This is a genomic window from Rhodococcus ruber NBRC 15591 (genome assembly GCF_001894945.1).
Classification (GTDB): domain Bacteria; phylum Actinomycetota; class Actinomycetes; order Mycobacteriales; family Mycobacteriaceae; genus Rhodococcus; species Rhodococcus ruber.
On the sequence record NZ_BCXE01000022.1, the window covers coordinates 267,140 to 283,824 of the forward strand.

The 16,685-nt window shown below is 71.7% G+C and carries 17 protein-coding genes; 9 read left to right on the top strand and 8 right to left on the bottom strand.

All coding sequences use genetic code 11. The features are described from left to right. The first annotated feature begins 17 nt into the window (after positions 1–17). Positions 18–671 carry a hemerythrin domain-containing protein gene (locus RR3_RS15855; protein ID WP_048771184.1) on the top strand — a complete coding sequence of 218 codons (654 nt, stop codon included), beginning with the start codon at positions 18–20 and terminating at the stop codon, positions 669–671. 21 nt (positions 672–692) lie between these two features. On the opposite strand, the gene RR3_RS15860 is transcribed toward RR3_RS15855, so the two are convergent. Together RR3_RS15860 and RR3_RS15865 are read right to left on the bottom strand one after the other, a co-directional pair. Then, positions 693–1,826 carry a response regulator transcription factor gene (locus tag RR3_RS15860; protein WP_064066689.1) on the bottom strand — a complete coding sequence of 378 codons (1,134 nt, stop codon included), beginning with the start codon at positions 1,824–1,826 and terminating at the stop codon, positions 693–695. A 230-nt stretch (positions 1,827–2,056) separates the two neighbouring features. Continuing rightward, positions 2,057–2,461, bottom strand: coding sequence for an SdpI family protein (locus RR3_RS15865; protein WP_010595402.1), 405 nt, complete (start codon positions 2,459–2,461; stop codon positions 2,057–2,059). A gap of 104 nt (positions 2,462–2,565) precedes the next feature. On the opposite strand from RR3_RS15865, the gene leuS reads away from it, so the two are divergent. Together leuS and RR3_RS15875 are read left to right on the top strand one after the other, a co-directional pair. Continuing rightward, the gene (leuS, locus tag RR3_RS15870; protein WP_048771189.1) at positions 2,566–5,427 is read left to right on the top strand and encodes a leucine--tRNA ligase; all 2,862 of its coding nucleotides are present in this window, start codon (positions 2,566–2,568) and stop codon (positions 5,425–5,427) included. 51 nt (positions 5,428–5,478) lie between these two features. After that, positions 5,479–5,784, top strand: a complete 306-nt coding sequence (locus RR3_RS15875) for a chorismate mutase (protein WP_010595400.1) — start codon at positions 5,479–5,481, stop codon at positions 5,782–5,784. 161 nt (positions 5,785–5,945) lie between these two features. On the opposite strand, the gene RR3_RS15880 is transcribed toward RR3_RS15875, so the two are convergent. Beyond that, positions 5,946–6,764: an alpha/beta hydrolase gene (locus RR3_RS15880; protein ID WP_064065607.1), complete on the bottom strand. Its 819-nt coding sequence runs from the start codon at positions 6,762–6,764 to the stop codon at positions 5,946–5,948. A 275-nt stretch (positions 6,765–7,039) separates the two neighbouring features. Here RR3_RS15880 and RR3_RS15885 point away from each other — a divergent pair, with 275 nt between their 5' ends. The 5 genes from RR3_RS15885 (at position 7,040) to RR3_RS25270 (ending at position 12,411) form a co-directional block, all read left to right on the top strand. After that, positions 7,040–8,410 (top strand): hemolysin family protein, encoded by a 1,371-nt coding sequence (locus RR3_RS15885; protein ID WP_017681046.1) that lies wholly within the window; start codon positions 7,040–7,042, stop codon positions 8,408–8,410. Then, a complete protein-coding gene (locus tag RR3_RS15890) occupies positions 8,403–9,416 on the top strand; it encodes a hemolysin family protein (RefSeq protein WP_064065608.1) in 1,014 nt (337 codons plus the stop codon). Before RR3_RS15885 ends, RR3_RS15890 begins: the two co-directional genes overlap by 8 nt. Positions 9,417–9,529: 113 nt before the next feature. Beyond that, positions 9,530–9,913, top strand: coding sequence for a nuclear transport factor 2 family protein (locus RR3_RS15895; RefSeq protein ID WP_064065609.1), 384 nt, complete (start codon positions 9,530–9,532; stop codon positions 9,911–9,913). A 134-nt stretch (positions 9,914–10,047) separates the two neighbouring features. Further along, positions 10,048–11,328 carry a hemolysin family protein gene (locus tag RR3_RS15900; protein ID WP_064065610.1) on the top strand — a complete coding sequence of 427 codons (1,281 nt, stop codon included), beginning with the start codon at positions 10,048–10,050 and terminating at the stop codon, positions 11,326–11,328. A 279-nt stretch (positions 11,329–11,607) separates the two neighbouring features. Then, the gene (locus tag RR3_RS25270) at positions 11,608–12,411 is read left to right on the top strand and encodes a DUF6777 domain-containing protein (RefSeq protein WP_237211207.1); all 804 of its coding nucleotides are present in this window, start codon (positions 11,608–11,610) and stop codon (positions 12,409–12,411) included. 67 nt (positions 12,412–12,478) lie between these two features. Here RR3_RS25270 and RR3_RS15910 read toward each other — a convergent pair whose 3' ends face one another. Then, positions 12,479–13,150, bottom strand: coding sequence for an SDR family oxidoreductase (locus RR3_RS15910; protein WP_010595393.1), 672 nt, complete (start codon positions 13,148–13,150; stop codon positions 12,479–12,481). 9 nt (positions 13,151–13,159) lie between these two features. Then, the gene (locus tag RR3_RS15915) at positions 13,160–13,822 is read right to left on the bottom strand and encodes a SanA/YdcF family protein (RefSeq protein ID WP_225223001.1); all 663 of its coding nucleotides are present in this window, start codon (positions 13,820–13,822) and stop codon (positions 13,160–13,162) included. Between the two features lie 39 nt (positions 13,823–13,861). Here RR3_RS15915 and RR3_RS15920 point away from each other — a divergent pair, with 39 nt between their 5' ends. After that, a complete protein-coding gene (locus RR3_RS15920; RefSeq protein ID WP_017681905.1) occupies positions 13,862–14,890 on the top strand; it encodes a PHP domain-containing protein in 1,029 nt (342 codons plus the stop codon). 5 nt (positions 14,891–14,895) lie between these two features. On the opposite strand, the gene RR3_RS15925 is transcribed toward RR3_RS15920, so the two are convergent. From RR3_RS15925 to RR3_RS15935, 3 genes are all read right to left on the bottom strand, one after another. Then, a complete protein-coding gene (locus RR3_RS15925; protein ID WP_010595390.1) occupies positions 14,896–15,768 on the bottom strand; it encodes a spermidine synthase in 873 nt (290 codons plus the stop codon). 72 nt (positions 15,769–15,840) lie between these two features. After that, complete coding sequence (locus RR3_RS15930) at positions 15,841–16,068, bottom strand: hypothetical protein (protein WP_010595389.1); 228 nt, start codon at positions 16,066–16,068, stop codon at positions 15,841–15,843. A gap of 1 nt (position 16,069) precedes the next feature. Beyond that, a partial coding sequence (locus RR3_RS15935; RefSeq protein ID WP_174557577.1) for a cytochrome c oxidase subunit I occupies positions 16,070–16,685 on the bottom strand: 616 nt, incomplete at its 5' end.

Genomic DNA, 16,685 nt, shown 5'->3' on the forward strand with positions numbered 1-16,685 from the left:
ACAGGATCGAGGCCGACATGACCACCACCGGATCCACTGCCCTGACCGACGACGACATGGTCGTGATGACGCTGCTGCACGCGGCCTTCCGGCGCGACGTCGGACGCCTGGCGAACGTGGCACAGACCTACGGCACCGAGACCGACGAGGTCCACGACGCGCTGCTCGTCGGCTGGCACGGCTTCAGCCGGGAACTGCACCACCATCACCGGATCGAGGACACGCACATCTGGCCGCTGATGCGCCGCAGGCTCGCCGACCGGCCGGACGATCTCGCGGTGCTCGACGACATGGAGGCCGAGCACTCTCTCATCGATCCGACGCTCGCCGCACTCGAGGAAGCGTTCGACGATCGGGAGCACGGGCCGGAGCAGGTGCCTCATCGCATCGACGACCTCGTCGGACTGCTGCGGTCGCACCTCGCGCACGAGGAGCGCGACGCTTTCCCCCTCATCCGGGAGGTGATCACCACGCAGGAATGGCACGCCCTGTCCACAGCGGCGGTGAAGGAACTCTCCTACAGCGAGATCGCGCAGGTCGGCCCGTACGTCGTCGACGGCGCCACGCCCGAGCAGGCTCGTCTGGTCCTGAGTGAACTGCCGGTGCCCCTGCGGCTCGTCCACCGCTTCTGGTGGAACCCGCGCTACCAGCGTGTACGCCGCTGGGGGTGAGGCGGTCCCCGCGCGCCGGCGTCAGTTCACCGAGGCCGGCCGCGGCGGCCGCTCGAAGAAGCCGTCGGCGCCGACGGGCGTGCCCAGACGGGGCACGTACTCGGTGTGTGCGAGCTTGGCGACCAGGGTCGCGCGGCTGTTGACGCCGGTCTTGGCGAACACGGCCTTCAGATGGTCCTGCACGGTGTACGGGCTGATGCCCAGCACGCCGGCGATCTCGTGACGGGTCCTGCCGGCGAGAAGCAAAGCGAGCACCTCGGATTCGCGGCGGGTCAGTCCGTGTGCTGCCGCCACCAGGGTGACGATCTCGGGGAGCTGCGCCCGTTCCACGGTCATGAGCACCCGCCGGGGCGGATGCTCGCTGTCGAATCGTCCGACGCGGATCACGAGCCATTCCCCGTCGAGGGTGCGGGCCTGCAGGACCGTGGCATCCGCCCCCGAACGCCGCAGCCACAGTGCCGCCGACACCGCGGGCGCAGCGGCTTCGGGATTGCCGGGCGGGCCCCAGCCGAGTCGTTCGAAGTACTCGAGGGCGGCGGCGGTGATCGACTCGAACTCGTCGTCGGGTCCGACGACCGCCACCGCCGGTCCGTCCGGGCCCGGGGCCGGGGCATGTGCGCTGCTGCGGAACAACGTGGTGCGCAACCCTTCCCCGATGTCGATGAGGACGGCGCCCAGAGTGTCGAGTTCCTCGTCGGCGAACTCCGAGCCCGGTCGCCTGGCCATCGTGCACGCGCCCCAGCACGCCCCGTCGCGACCGCGGAAGAGCATGCGCACCTCGTCGTGCATGCCGCTCGGCGCGAGCACGTCGGCGTAGTGGCGGCTGCTCGTCACGTGGTCGTCGGTCACCTCCCGGAGCGTGCGGATGGGGACCGCCCGGCCCAGCAACGAGCCGAAGCCGCTCGGCACCGGATCGGGACCGTACTCGAGTTCCAGGGCCGTCGCGTACACCCGCGGGGTCTCGTAACCGCGAGTCGTCAGCGCGGTGGGGATCAGCACCGCGGGATCGGTGGTGGCCAGGCAGACACCGTCGTAGGGCACCCGGGCGCGGATCGCGTCCAGGACGACCTCCCGGAACTCGGTCGAGTCCGTCGCCGCGGCGGCCGCATCGCGGATCGTGGACCTCAATCGGGCGCCGGCCAGTGCCGGGGTCACCCTGTCAGTATCGCGTCCGAACGCGCGCTCGGGAACCCTCCCGCAGATTCCTGCGCTCGGGCGGTGACGTCGCGCCCGCCGCTGCGCTCGGGCGGTGACGTCGCGCCCGCCGCTGCGCTCGGGCGGTGACAATGCGCCCGCCGCTGCGCTCGGGCGGTGACAATGCGCCCGCCGCTGCGCTCGGGCGGTGACGTCGCGCCCGCCGCTGCGCCCGGGCGGTGGGGGTTCGCTCAGGCGGTCGGCTCGCAGGCGCCGCGCAGGCTGCACGCCCCGCACGACGTGCCGCAGCCGGCGGTCTCGGCCGGAGCGCTGGCTGCCGCGACGCGGGCACCGATGGAACCGCCGACACCGGCGGTGAAGAAGGCGGCGATACCGGCACCCACGACGGCGATCAGGCCCGGGACCGTGTCGAGCGTGAGCGCTCCCACGCCGCCGAGGACGAGCAGGCCCGCCGCACCGAGCTGACTGGGAGCCGCGACCTTGTTGGCCAGGGCGAACGTCTCCTCGTCGCGCAGGGCCTCCGCGGTACGCACACCCGCCCACCGGTTGCGCGGCAGCCGTCCGGTCAGACCCGCGACGGCGACCCCGGCGACGACGAGAGCGAGCACGAACAGTACGAGGGCGACGATCAACACCCCTCGAGGATACGTGGGAGACGCAGCCGCTGGTCGGGCCGGGGCAGGCCACGCTCTACCCTGGTCGGAGGTAACCGACGTCAGCCAAGTAGATAGCGACCACCGTGACTCGTCCTGTGCAGCCCTCCACCTCGTCGTCCGACGCCACCCCGCAGCACCGATACACCGCCGATCTCGCCGGCCGGATCGAGCAGCGGTGGCAGGATCAGTGGCGCGAGCGTGGCACGTTCAACGCGCCGAATCCGGTCGGCCCGCTCGCCGGCGACGTCCCCGAGGACAAGCTGTTCGTGCAGGACATGTTCCCCTACCCGTCGGGGTCCGGCCTGCACGTCGGGCATCCGCTCGGCTACATCGCCACCGACGTCTACGCCCGGTACCACCGCATGCTGGGGCACAACGTCCTGCACACGCTCGGCTACGACGCGTTCGGACTGCCGGCCGAGCAGTACGCGGTGCAGACCGGCACGCACCCGCGCACCACGACCGAGGCCAACATCGAGAACATGCAGCGGCAGCTGCGCCGGCTGGGGCTGGGCCACGACGAGCGGCGCTCGGTCGCCACGACGGACGTCGACTTCTACCACTGGACCCAGTGGATCTTCCTGACGATCTACAACGCCTGGTACGACCCGGAGCAGAACCGGGCGCGCCGCATCGACGAGCTCGCCGCCGAACTCGACGCCGGCACCCGCACGCTCGCGGACGGACGCGACTGGGCGTCGCTGTCGAAGGCCGAGCGGCTCGCCGCCCTCGACGAGTACCGGCTGGTGTACCGCTCGGATTCCCTCGTCAACTGGTGCCCGGGTCTGGGCACGGTGCTGGCCAACGAGGAGGTCACCGCCGACGGCCGCTCCGAGCGCGGCAACTTCCCGGTGTTCCGCAAGCACCTGCAGCAGTGGATGATGCGGATCACCGCCTACTCCGACCGGCTCATCGACGACCTCGAGTACCTGGACTGGCCCGAGAAGGTCAAGACCATGCAGCGCAACTGGATCGGGCGCTCGCACGGAGCGCAGGTGAAGTTCGCGGTGCGGGGCGCCGGCGATGCGGAGACCGGCCGCGACATCGAGGTGTTCACCACCCGCCCCGACACCCTGTTCGGTGCCACCTACGTCACGCTGGCGCCCGAGCACGCGCTCGTCGACGAGATCGTCGCCGGTGCGTGGCCGGAGGGGGTCGACGAGCGCTGGACCGGTGGCGCCGCCACCCCGGCCGAGGCCGTCGCCGCTTACCGGGCGTCGATCGCCGCGAAGTCGGATCTCGAGCGGCAGGAGAGCAAGGAGAAGACCGGCGTCTTCGTCGGCGCCTACGCCGTCAACCCGGTGAACGGGCAGTCGCTGCCGGTGTTCATCGCGGACTACGTGCTCACCGGGTACGGCACGGGCGCGATCATGGCCGTGCCCGGTCACGATCAGCGCGACTGGGAGTTCGCCACCGCGTTCGGCCTGCCGATCGTGGAAGTGATTGCGGGCGGTGATATCTCGCAGGAGGCGTACACCGGCGACGGAACGCTCGTGAATTCCGGCGAGCTGAACGGGCTGAGCGTCGCCGACGCGAAGAAGGCGATCATCGCGAGGCTCGAGGAGTCCGGCGCGGGCACCGGCACCATCCAGTACAAGCTGCGGGACTGGCTGTTCGCGCGGCAGCGGTACTGGGGCGAGCCGTTCCCCATCGTCTACGACGCCGACGGCAACCCGCACGCCCTGCCGGAGTCGGCTCTGCCGGTGGAACTTCCGGACGTCGAGGACTACGCGCCGGTGTCGTTCGATCCCGAGGACGCGAGTTCGGAGCCGTCGCCGCCGCTGGCCAAGGCCGAGGAGTGGGTGAACGTCGAGCTCGACCTCGGTGACGGGCTGCAGCACTACACCCGCGACACCAACGTGATGCCGCAGTGGGCCGGCAGCTCGTGGTACCAGCTCCGCTACATCGACCCGACGAACAGCGACGAGTTCTGCGCCAAGGAGAACGAGGCGTACTGGACCGGTCCGCGTCCGCAGATCCACGGCCCGCACGACCCCGGCGGGGTCGACCTGTACGTCGGCGGTGTCGAGCACGCCGTGCTGCACCTGCTGTACGCGCGGTTCTGGCACAAGGTGCTGTTCGACCTCGGCTACGTCACCTCGTCCGAGCCGTACCGGCGCCTGTTCAACCAGGGCTACATCCAGGCGTACGCCTACACCGATTCGCGTGGCGTGTACGTGCCGGCCGAGGAGGTCGAGGAGCGCGCCGGGAAGTTCCTCTACCGGGGCGAGGAGGTGCACCGCGAGTACGGCAAGATGGGCAAGTCCCTGAAGAACTCCGTCGGGCCGGACCAGATCTGCGACGACTACGGCGCCGACACGCTGCGGGTGTACGAGATGTCGATGGGCCCGCTGGACCAGTCCCGGCCGTGGGCGACCAAGGACGTCGTCGGTGCGCAGCGGTTCCTGCAGCGGGTGTGGCGGGCCGCGATCGACGAGGAGGCCGGCACGCTGCGGGTCACCGACGCCGAGCCGACCGACGAGACGCGGCGTGCCCTCAACAAGGCGATCGCGGGCGTGTCCGACGACTACGCGGGCCTGCGCGACAACACTGCCATCGCCAAGCTGATCGAGTACACCAACCACCTCACCAAGGCGTACCCGGACGGGGCGCCGCGGACGGCGGTGGAACCGCTCGTGCTCATGCTGGCGCCCGTCGCCCCGCACCTCGCCGAGGAACTGTGGTCGCGGCTCGGGCACACCGAGTCGCTCGCGCACGGCCCGTTCCCCGTCGCGGACGAGAAGTGGCTCGTCGAGGACACGGTCGAGTACCCGATCCAGGTCAACGGCAAGGTGCGCAGCCGCATCACCGTGCCGGCCGACGCGGCGCGGGAAGCGATCGAGGCGGCCGCCCTCGCGGACGAGAAGATCGCCGCCCTCCTCGAGGGCGCGGCACCCCGGAAGGTGATCGTCGTACCGGGCAAGATGGTGAACGTGGTCAGGTAGTCGACCGGTCCGTTCTCGGGAGCGCACCGCGTGGCATGCCACAATGCGCGCATGAACGCACCCGATACCGAGCGGTCTCTTCCCGACCTCGCGGCCGTCCGTGCCGCTATCGACGGACTCGACGCGAAACTGGTCGAATTGCTCTGTGAGCGTGAGGCTCTGGTGCGCCGCGCAGCCGAACTGAAGTCCACCGCGGCGGAGGTCGCGGCGCCCGACCGGGCCCTGCTCGTGATCCGGCGCGCGGCCGAGGCGGCGGCCGCGCGGGGAGCAGACCCCGCTGTCGCGGAAGCGGTGTTCACGGCGATGGTGCAGTCCTTCGTCGCGCTCGAGCTGCGCGCGCACGCCGGCGAATCCTGACGGCGACCCGGTCGCGCCGGAGCGGGCCGCCGACCGCCCTCACCCGTCCGGCGAGCGGCGGCCGTCCCCGGCGGCCCGGCCGCCTTCCGCGACGTCCCGGCCGCCGTCCCGGCAACCGGCGCCGGACGAGCGCTGACGTGCCGGCGCCCGCGACCGGGTGCTCATCGGCCGCCCGCCGCGATCCGTGAGTGGACGAAATCGACGACGTCGTCGAGAACCTCGTCGCGGTTGGTCTCGTTGAAGATCTCGTGCCGCGCCCCGGGGTAGACCTTCGACGTCGACTGCGGGCCGGCGAACGTCGCCCAGCCCTCGCGGCTGCCCCCGAGGGGGACGAGCCCGTCGTCCTCGCCGTGGAGCCACAGCACGGGCACGTCGCCGACGGTGCCCGCGGCGGTGATCGTGTCGAGGCAGTGTTGCAGCGCCTCGACGGTGGGGCGCTTGAAGGGACCGTGCCACACGAGTGGGTCGTCCACGTACGCACGGCCCACCTCCGGGTCCCGCGACAGCGTCGCGGGGTCGGTGGGGGCGTCCGGGATCTGCTCTGCCGCGAGCATCGCTTCGAGCGCGGGCCAGCGGCCCAGCACCGGGCCGGACAGGACCACCGCGGCGAGTTCGGAGCCGTAGCGCTGCGCGTACCGGGCGGCGATCATCCCGCCCATCGAGTGCCCGACGAGCACCACCGGCAGGCCGGGATGATCGCTGCGGGCCGTGGCGTCGAGCAGGCGGAAGTCGTCGACGACCCGCTCGAAGTCCTCGATCAGGACGCGTTCGCCCTCGCTGAGCCCGTGCCCTGTGTGGTCGACGGCGTAGACCACCGCACCGTCGGCGACCAGCCGGGTGGCCACGTATTCGTAGCGTCCGGCGTGCTCGCCGTAGCCGTGGCACAGCAGCACGACGTACCGGGGGTGGTCGTGGACCCAGCACCGGGCGGCCAGGGTGCCGGCATGCCCCGGCAGGGGGAAGGTGGTGGTCTCGTTCATCGAGGCTCCTCGGGGTGTGGCCGTGTGCCAGGACAGCCAAGCACTGCCGACCGCTCCGGCGTGGTATCCGCGCCGGGTGTCGGGTTCCGGCCCGGCCGCTGTGACCGGGTCGGCGCGGCAGGCGGGAACTCGTCCGCGGCCCGGTTCGTCGTATTCTGTGACAGGAAGTCGTCGTCTATCGCAGAGAGAGCCATGAGACGCGCCAAGCGCAAACCTCGAAGACCCTCCCCGCCCCAGAGTGACGGCCCGTCCGTCACCGCCCCCCGGAGCCGACCGTGCTGACAGTCCTCGGTATCGCACTCGGCATCCTCGTGGTCCTGGCCATCACGGCCCTGACCGGCTATTTCGTGGCCCAGGAGTTCGCCTACATGGCGGTGGACCGGTCCCGGCTGAAGGCGCGTGCCGAAGCCGGTGACACCGCAGCCGCCCGCGCCCTGTCGGTCACCCGCCGCACCTCGTTCATGCTCTCCGGCGCTCAGCTGGGCATCACGGTCACCGGCCTGCTCGTCGGCTACGTCGCCGAACCGCTCATCGGCAGCGGCCTCGGCGAACTCCTCGGCGGCGTCGGGATCCCCACCGCGGTCGGGGTGGCGGTCGGCACGGTGCTGGCGGTGCTGTTCTCGACCGTGGTGCAGATGGTGTTCGGTGAGCTGTTCCCGAAGAACCTGGCGATCGCCCGGCCCGAGCCGGTCGCGCGGTGGCTGGCGCTGTCGACCACGCTGTATCTGAGGCTGTTCGGCTGGCTGATCAAGTTGTTCGACGCCTCGTCGAACCTGCTGCTGCGCGCGTTGCGGATCGAACCGGTGCACGACGTGGAGCACTCGGCCACCGTCCGCGACCTCGAGCACATCGTGGCCGAATCCCGGGAGGCCGGCGAGCTGCCCAAGGAGTTGTCGACGCTGCTCGACCGGATCCTGGACTTCCCGACCCGCACCGCCGAGCACGCCATGATTCCGCGGGCCCGGGTGGACTACGTCCGGGCCGGGGAACCGATCACGCAGGTGCTCGCGAAGATGAGCGCGGGGCACACCCGGTACCCGGTGGTCGGTGCGTCCGCCGACGATCTGCGCGGGGTCGTGCACCTGCACGATCTGCTCGCGCGTGACACCGCGGCGGGCACGGCCGGGACGGTGTGCCGGCCCGCGGTGATCGTGCCCACCACCCTGCCGCTGCCGGACGTGCTGGCCCGGCTCACCGAGGGGCACGAGGAGATGGCGCTGGTGGTCGACGAGTACGGCGGCTTCGCCGGCGTCGTCACCGTCGAGGACATGGCCGAGGAACTCGTCGGGGAGATCGCCGACGAACACGACACCGCCGTCGAGACGCAGGTGATCACCCGCCAGGGTGAGGGCTGGGTGATCCGCGGCGACGTGCACCTCGACGAGGTCGCCCGCACCCTGGGCCACGAACTGCCCGAGGGGGACTACGAGACCCTCGCCGGGCTGGTCATCGCCGAATTCGGCGGCCTGCCCACTGTCGGCGACACCGTCGCGATCCCACTCGAGCCCGATCCGGCGGAGCTGGCGCACGTGAACTCGCCCCCGACGCGGACGCTGATCGCGGAGGTCCGTGGGATCGACCGGCACGTGCCGGCGTCGGTGCTGGTGACCGTACGGACCGATCACGAGGTGAGCGACGATGAGTAACCCCTGGATCGTGCTCGCCGTGACGGTCGGCCTGATCGCGGCGAGTGCCTTCTTCGTCGCGGTCGAGTTCGCGCTCATCGCCGCGCGCCGGCACCGCCTCGAGGACGCCGCCCCGCACAGCCGCTCGGCCCGCGCGGCGTTGCGCAGCGCGTCGGAACTGTCGGTTCTGCTCGCCGGGTCCCAGCTCGGCATCACCGTGTGCACCCTGGCCCTCGGCGCGGTGACCAAGCCCGCCGTGCACCATTGGCTCACCCCGGCCTTCGAGAACTGGGGTGCGCCGCTGTGGCTGGCGGACGTCGCGGGGTTCGTCCTGGCGCTGATCATCGTGACGTTCCTGCACCTGGTGGTCGGCGAGATGGCTCCGAAGTCCTGGGCGATCGCGCACCCGGAGAAGTCGGCGACCATGCTCGCGATCCCGATGCGGGCGTTCATGTGGGTCACCCGCCCGGTCATCGTGCAGCTCAACCACCTGGCCAACTGGTGCCTGCGGCGGGTCGGGGTCGTCCCGGTCGACCAGGTCGGCACCGGCCAGGACCCGGACGCGTTGCGGCACCTGGTCGAGCACTCGGCCACCGTGGGCACTCTCGACGAGCGCTACCACGGGCACCTGACCAGCGCCCTCGAACTCGAGGCGCTGACCGTCGGCGACATCGTCCGTCCCAACGCCCGGCCGGGCGGTGTCCGGCCCGACGCGGACGCCGCGCAGATCCAGGACACCGCCCGGCGCACCGGGCACCTGCGTCTGCTCGTGCGCGGCAACGGGCACATCGACGGGGTGGTGCACGTGCGCGACAGCCTGCACGCCGCGGCGGGGATCACCGCCGCCGAGCTGATGCGCCCGGCGCTGACCCTCGAGGCGACGGTGCCGGTGTACGAGGCGCTGCGCACCATGCGCGAGACCCGCAACCACCTGGCCACCGTCACCGACAACGGACAGGTGGTCGGGTTGATCACCCTCGCCGACGTCCTCGAACGGCTGCTGCCGACCGCCGAGGCGGGCGTCTGAGCCGGGTGCGGACGGGTGCCCGCGAGGCGGCGGTACCGCCGGGCATTCCCAGTCCCGGCGTGCGCTGCTAACCTCCGTTGCTAGAACGCGTTCTAGCAACGGAGGTTTTCCGCATGGCTCCCACTCCCGCCGCGATCCGCGCCACCGTCGAGTCCTACATCAGGTCGGTCGCCAAAGGGACCACGGACGAGGTGCTCGCCCTCTACGCTCCCGGAGCCACGGTCGAGGACCCGGTGGGCACCGAGGTGCGCACCACCGAGGCGTCCCTGCGCGAGTTCTACTCGATGATCGAGCCTCTCGCCCAGACCGGGGAACTGCTCAGCCTGAAGATCGCCGGCGGCAACGCCGCCTTCCTCTTCCGGCTGACCACCCATCTCGGCGAACAGGACCTCGTCATGGAGGTCATCGACGTCATGACGTTCGACGACGACGCCCGGATCACCGGCATGAAGGCCTACTGGAGCCAGGAGGACATGCAGACCGTCCCCGCCTCCTGAACTGTTTCACGTGGAACATCCGTCCTGAGGTGCGGCCGGTGCCCGAACAGCCGGGGCTCTCCTAGACTGGAAGTCGTATCCCGCGTCCTCCCGATGAGGTGACACGACATGGCCCACGGTCCAGGGTGGCCGCCATGACCGCGCTCGCCGACATCCTCCTGGTTCTGGTGTTCGTCCTGATCGGCGGCGTCTTCGCCGGCACCGAGCTGGCGCTGGTGTCGCTGCGTGAGAGCCAGATCCGTGCGCTCGAGGAGCGGGGCCGGCGGGCGCGGCGGACGGCCGAGCTGGCGCAGAATCCCAACCGCTTCCTGTCCGCGGTGCAGATCGGCGTCACCGTGGCCGGGTTCTTCTCCGCCGCCTACGGTGCCTCCGCGATCGCCCCCGACCTCGTCCCGGCGCTCGAGTCGTGGGGGCTGCCCGCCGCAGCGGCGAGCGCCGTCGCCTTGACCGGCACCACCCTGGTGATCGCCTACCTCTCGCTGGTCCTCGGGGAACTCGTTCCCAAGCGCATCGCCCTGCAACGGTCCACCGGGGTGTCGTTGCTGACCGCACCGACCCTGGACCGTTTCGCCACCCTGATGCGACCGGTGATCTGGTTGTTGTCGGTCTCCACGGACGGGCTCGTCCGGCTGCTGGGAGCCGACCCGGCGCGCCGGAGCGAGGAGATCACCCACGAGGAGTTGCGCGATCTGCTGCTCAGCCATTCGGCGGTGCCGGAGGACGAGCGCACGGTGCTCGCCGAGGTGTTCGACGCCGGGCAGCGATCGTTGCTCGAGGTGATGCGTCCGCGCACCGAGGTCGACTTCCTGCCCGCCGACACCCCGCTCCCGGCGGCGCGCGAACAGGCCCTGGCAGGCGCGCACAGCCGGTATCCCGTCGTCGGCACGTCGCTCGACGACGTCGTGGGCTTCGTGCACCTGCGCGACCTGCTGCTCGCCGATCCGGCGACCGCCCCGACCGTCGCGGACGTGTGCCGTCCCATCCTCGCGCTGCCCGCCTCCAAGCCGGCGCTCGCGACACTGTCGCTGATGCGACGCACCAACGACCAGATCGCCCTCGTCGTCGACGAGTACGGCGGCACCGCCGGGATCGCGACGCTCGAGGACATCGTCGAGGAGATCGTCGGCGAGATCGGCGACGAGTTCGAACCGACCGGGCAGGCCGCGCCCCCGTCCGCGCCGGCGCAGGCCGGCACGCAGCAGGTGGACGGTCTGCTGATCGTCGAGGACTTCGAACGCGACACCGGGATCGGGCTGCCGAAGGGCCCCTACGAGACCGTCGCGGGGTGCATGGTGCACCACCTCCAGCGCCTGCCACGACTCGGCGACAGCATCACCCTCGACGGTCACCGCCTCACCGTGAGCGAACTGGACGGCCACCGGATCGCTCGCGTCCGCCTGACGTCCGACGGCTGAAGCCGACCGAAACCACCCGAGGCGCGGAGGGGTTCCGCCTACCATGGGCGGGTGGCCGCCGGCACCGCTGCGCGCGGATTCGGGATGGTACTCGCGCTGACTGCGCTCGCCGTGGGGGGATGCTCCACGGACGGTCCGTCGCGAACCGAGCTGGTTCGCCTGGACCTGGCGACATCGCGGGGCGAGCATCCATGGAGCGGCCTGCTCCTGCCGGATCAGGTGCCGGTCGCCGTTCCACCGGCGCCGCAGGCCGAGCTCCCCGTGCCCGACGGAGGTCCGGTGACGGTGTCCGGAGACCGGACCGGCCTCTACGGCGGCAGCCTCGAACGTGAGCTGTGCGACCGGGAGCGGCTCGCCGGCACGCTCGAGCAGGACCCGGTCAAGCAGGCAGCCTGGCTCGACGTGTTCGACATCGCCGACGCCCGCGCATACCTGCGCACCCTGACACCGGTGCTGCTGCGGGCGGACACCCGGGTCACCGATCACGAGTACCGCGGGGGACGCGCGGTGCCCGTGCAGTCGGTCCTCGAGACCGGAACCGTCGTTCTGGTCGACGACCGCGGTGTGCCTCGCGTGCGGTGTGCGCCGGGAAGTCCCCTGATCTCCCCCGTTCTGTCCTCGGGTCAGGAGATCGAAGGAGAACGCTGGTCCGGCCTCGACGAGGAACGGTTGTTCGTCGTGCAGCCGGGAGCGGCGCCGGTCGGCGAACTGACCGTCGTCGACGTCACCACCGGGAATCTGCTGGCGGTGCCCATCGGCGCCGGTCCCAAGCAGCCGGCGCCCGGGGCCGCCGACCCGGTACCGCCGCCCGCACCGGAACCGTCACCCGCGCCGCCGGCGCCGGAGGCGGAGATCGCGGCGCCCGCGCCGCGGGCTCCGGTGCCGCCACCGCCACCGCCACCGCCTCCCCCGCCGCCGCCACCGCCTCCCCCGCCGCCGCCACCGCCGCCTCCCCCACCGCCGCCTGCGCCGGAGCCGCTTCCCCCGGCACCGGTACCGGCGCCGGCCCCACCGCCGCCGCCACCCCAGATCCGCATCCAGCTGCCGAACGGGGCGCCGGTCGTGATCCCACTGCCGTTCTGACGCCGGCGGCGCTGCCGTTCCGACGGTGCTGCCGTTCCGACGGTGCTGTCGTGTCCGGCGCCGACGGCTACCGGGGCCGCAGCACGATCTCGGTCGGGTGCGCGTCGACGGGGGTCCGAACGGCCTGCCCCACCGCCAGTGCCACGGTCGAGGCCTTCAGGAAGCGCTCCGGTTCGTAGGTCCGGCCCTCGCTCGCCACGATCGCACGCTGCATGTCGGTGTCGATCCGGCCCGGATGCACCGACGTCACCCGCAGCGCCGGCTCCTCCTGCCGCAGGACGTCGGCGAAGGCCCGCAACGCGAACTTGCTGGCGGCGTATGCGCCCCAGCCGGCCCTCGCGTTCAGGCCGGCCCCCGAATTGAGCAGCACGACATGGCCGTTCGCGGCCCGCAGCGCCGGCAGGAGCAGCCGCGTCAGTTCCACCACCGCCACCACGTTCGCCTCGAACATCTCCCGCCACTGCGCGATTCCGCCGTCGGCGATCGTCCCGAGTTCGGCGAGCCCCGCGCTGTGCACCAGCACGTCCAACCGGTCGATGCCGGAGCAGGCCGCGGCCACCGCCGCGTGGTCGAGCAGGTCGACCGGCCACGGTGCCGCCTGCGGAAGCTCCGCGCAGATCGCCCGGAGCGACTCCGCGCGGCGGCCGCCGAGCAGCAGGTCGTGACTGGGGGCGAGTTCCCGGGCGATGGCGGCGCCGACGCCGCGGCTGCCACCGGTGATCAGGGCTGAAGGTCGCATGCGACGACCCTAGGCGAGGATCCCGGCCGATGCGCCGCCCACGCCCACCGTCACCCGCGGAGGGCGCGGAAAATGCATCTCCACAAGCGCTTTCGGACGAGAGAGCACATACTCACGCAGCACGTTGCGCACCCGGGTGCGCAGCCGGCAGTCGCACTCCGCGATCACCCCGGCCAGGTCGATCCCCGCCCGCCGCCCCAGCGCGACGGCCCGCGGCAGATGGAATCCCTGGGTGGCGATCACCGCCGTCCGCACCCCGTAGACCTGCGCGGCGCGCAGACAGGTGTCGTACGTGTCGAGCCCGTACGGGTCGGTGGCGATCACTTCCCGCCCCACGCCGTGTGCCACCAGATAGTCGGTCATCGCCGCGATCTCGTCCCCGGAGCGGCCTCCTGCGTCGCCCGAGACGAGCACGCGGCGGGCGCGGCCGTCCGCGAGCAGCGCGACAGCCACGTCGAGGCGTCCGCGCAGCATCGCCATGGGCCATCCGTTCCGGACGCGGGCACCCGGCACGATCACCACCGGCGCGGCCGGCGCATCGGCGACGGTGTACAACCGCCCGGCCGCGGGCGTCGCGACCCGGGCCGCGACGCCGGCCAGCACCAGCGTCCCCCCGGCCACCCCGATCGCGGTTCCGGTCAGCGTCCGTCGCCACCTCGCATTTGTGCGCATGCGCCCCACGCTACGGACCGCCGCGGCGAGAATGGACGCATGGACCCGGTGGACGCCCTGCGGGAGGTCGCGTTCTGGCTCGAACGCGACCGCGCCGAGAGCTACCGCGTGAAGGCGTACCGTCACGCCGCCGACGTCGTCGCCCGGCTCGACCCGGACCAGCGCGCCGCGCGGCGCCGGGCGGACAGTTGGACGGCTCTGTCCGGCGTCGGGCCGAAGACCGCCACCGTGATCCGCGAAGCCTTCGACGGCGTGCCCGCGTACCTGCGGCAACTGCGTGAGGAGGCCGAGCCGATCGGCCGGGGCGGCGCGGGCCTGCTCGAGGCCCTGCAGGGCGATCTCCACGTGCACTCGGACTGGTCGGACGGCGGCAGCTCGATCGCCGAGACGATGCGGGCCGCCGCGGCGCTCGGACGCCGGTACTGCGCGCTGACCGACCACTCACCCCGGCTGAAGGTGGCCAACGGTCTCACCGCCGAGCGGCTGCGCAACCAGTTGGGAGTCGTCGCCGATCTCGACCGGGTCTTCGCCGACAGCGGCACCCCCTTCCGCATTCTCACGGGGATCGAGGTGGACATCCTCGACGACGGCACCCTGGACCAGGACGAGGGACTGTTGGCCGAACTCGACGTCGTGGTGGCGAGCGTGCACTCGAATCTGCGGGCCGACCGGTCGGTCATGACGAAGCGGATGTTGAAGGCGGTGCAGAATCCGCACGTCGACGTGCTCGGGCACTGCACGGGCCGGCTGGTGCAGGGCGGTCGCGGTACCCGCCCGGAGTCGCGCTTCGACGCCGAGTCGGTGTTCTCGGCGTGCCGCGATCACGGCACGGCGGTGGAAATCAACGCCCGCCCCGAGCGGCAGGACCCGCCGGAGCGGCTGATCGACCTGGCGCTGAATCTCGGCTGCCGCTTCGCGATCGACACCGACGCGCACGCGCCCGGTCAGCTGGACTGGATCGGGTACGGCTGTGAGCGTGCCGCCGAACGCGGGGTGGAACCCGAGGACGTGGTCAACGCCTGGCCCGTCGAGGACCTGCTCGCCTGGACCGCGGGCCGGTCCGGGTGACGACGTCAGCCGGCCGCGACCTCGCCACCCGGGCGGCACTCGGCGTCGAGCAGGACGCGGGCGTCGGCGGCGAACCGGCGGACCTGCGCGTCGGTCCACACCTGGGCGGGCACGCCGCCGCCGAGCAGTTCGCGGGCGAGTGCCGGTGACTCGCCGAGCGGGGCGTCGCTGCCGGCGATGACGATGTTGCCGTAGCGCCGGCCCTTGAGCATCGCGGGATCGGCGATGATCGCGGTGTGCTCGAAGACGCTGCCGATGGTGGCTGCCTCCCGCCGGGCGGTGGTCAGATCGCGGGTGTCACCGCAGTTGACGACGTAGACGCCGCCCGCGTCGAGGACCCGGCGGGCGTGGCGGGTGAACTCGACGGTGGTCAGCGCGACGGGCGTGCGGTTCACCGCGAAGACGTCGCGGACGATCACGTCACGGGTCGCGTCGGTCAGGGAGGCCAGGACCGCCCGGCCCTCCCCCACCCGAATCCGCAACAGCGGGGCGCGGGGCAGGTCGAACCAGTCCCGGACGAGTTCGGCCAGGCGCCCGTCGATCTCGACCACCACCTGCCGTGCGTTCGGGTAGGTGGCGGCGAGATAACGGGCCATCGTGCAGGCCCCACCACCGAGGTGCAGCACCCGCAGCCGTTCGTCGTGCGGCCGTTGCGATTCGAGCAGGTGAGCGATCCACCGCATGTACTCGAACTCGAGCAGCGTGGGATCGGTGAGATCGATGTGGGAGCTGGGCACCCCGTTGACCTCGAGCACCCAGCCGTCGGGCCGGTACCGATCCTTGACCAGTTCACAGGTGCCGGTGTCGATGTCGTGGATGCCCTCGGCCGGGCCGCGGCCGGACCCCGCCGCGGCCCGACGCTCCCGCTGCCTGCCCATGGCATCGAGGGTAGCCGGACCGCCGGGAACCGTCGGGGCCCGGCCGGCAGGTCCGGGTGACCGACCGTGCCGCTACGACCAGCGGGTCGGCACGATGGTTCTGCGGCTCGTGGCGCCGACCGCGACCGTGCCGGCGGCGGCCGCGACGATGAGCAGCACGGCCGGGACCGGTGACAGCCACCACGGGGACGCGAGCAGCACCGCCAGCACCAGCATCGCGATCAGCAGGGCCGTCGGGTCGGGCCGGGTACGGGTCTCCCCGAGCGTCGCGTACCGGCGGAACCGTCGTCCGTCCGTCATGTCAGTGCGTCCCCTCGAGCGTGCGAGCGGTCTGGGCGTGCGAACCCCAGCCCACGTGCGCCTCGGCGCGCATCTTCTCGCTCATGTGCGGGTAGTGCAGCTCGAACGCGGGCCGCTCGGAGCGGATGCGCGGCAGCTCGGTGAAGTTGTGCCGCGGCGGCGGGCAGCTCGTCGCCCACTCGAGGGAGTTGCCGTAGCCCCACGGGTCGTCGACCGTGACGACCTGCCCGTACCGGTAGCTCTTGAACACGTTCCACAGGAACGGCAGCGTCGAGGCGCCGAGGACGAAGGCACCGACGGTCGAGACGATGTTCAAGGTGGTGAACCCGTCCGACGGCAGGTAGTCGGCGTAGCGGCGCGGCATGCCCTCGTTGCCCACCCAGTGCTGCACCAGGAACGTGGTGTGGAAGCCGACGAAGGTCAGCCAGAAGTGCCACTTGGCGAGGCGCTCGTCGAGCATGCGCCCGGTCATCTTCGGGAACCAGAAGTAGACGCCGGCGTAGGTGGCGAAGGCGATCGTCCCGAAGAGCACGTAATGGAAATGCGCCACGACGAAATACGACTCGTGCAGCTGGAAGTCGAGCGGCGGGCTGGCGAGGATGACGCCGGACAGGCCG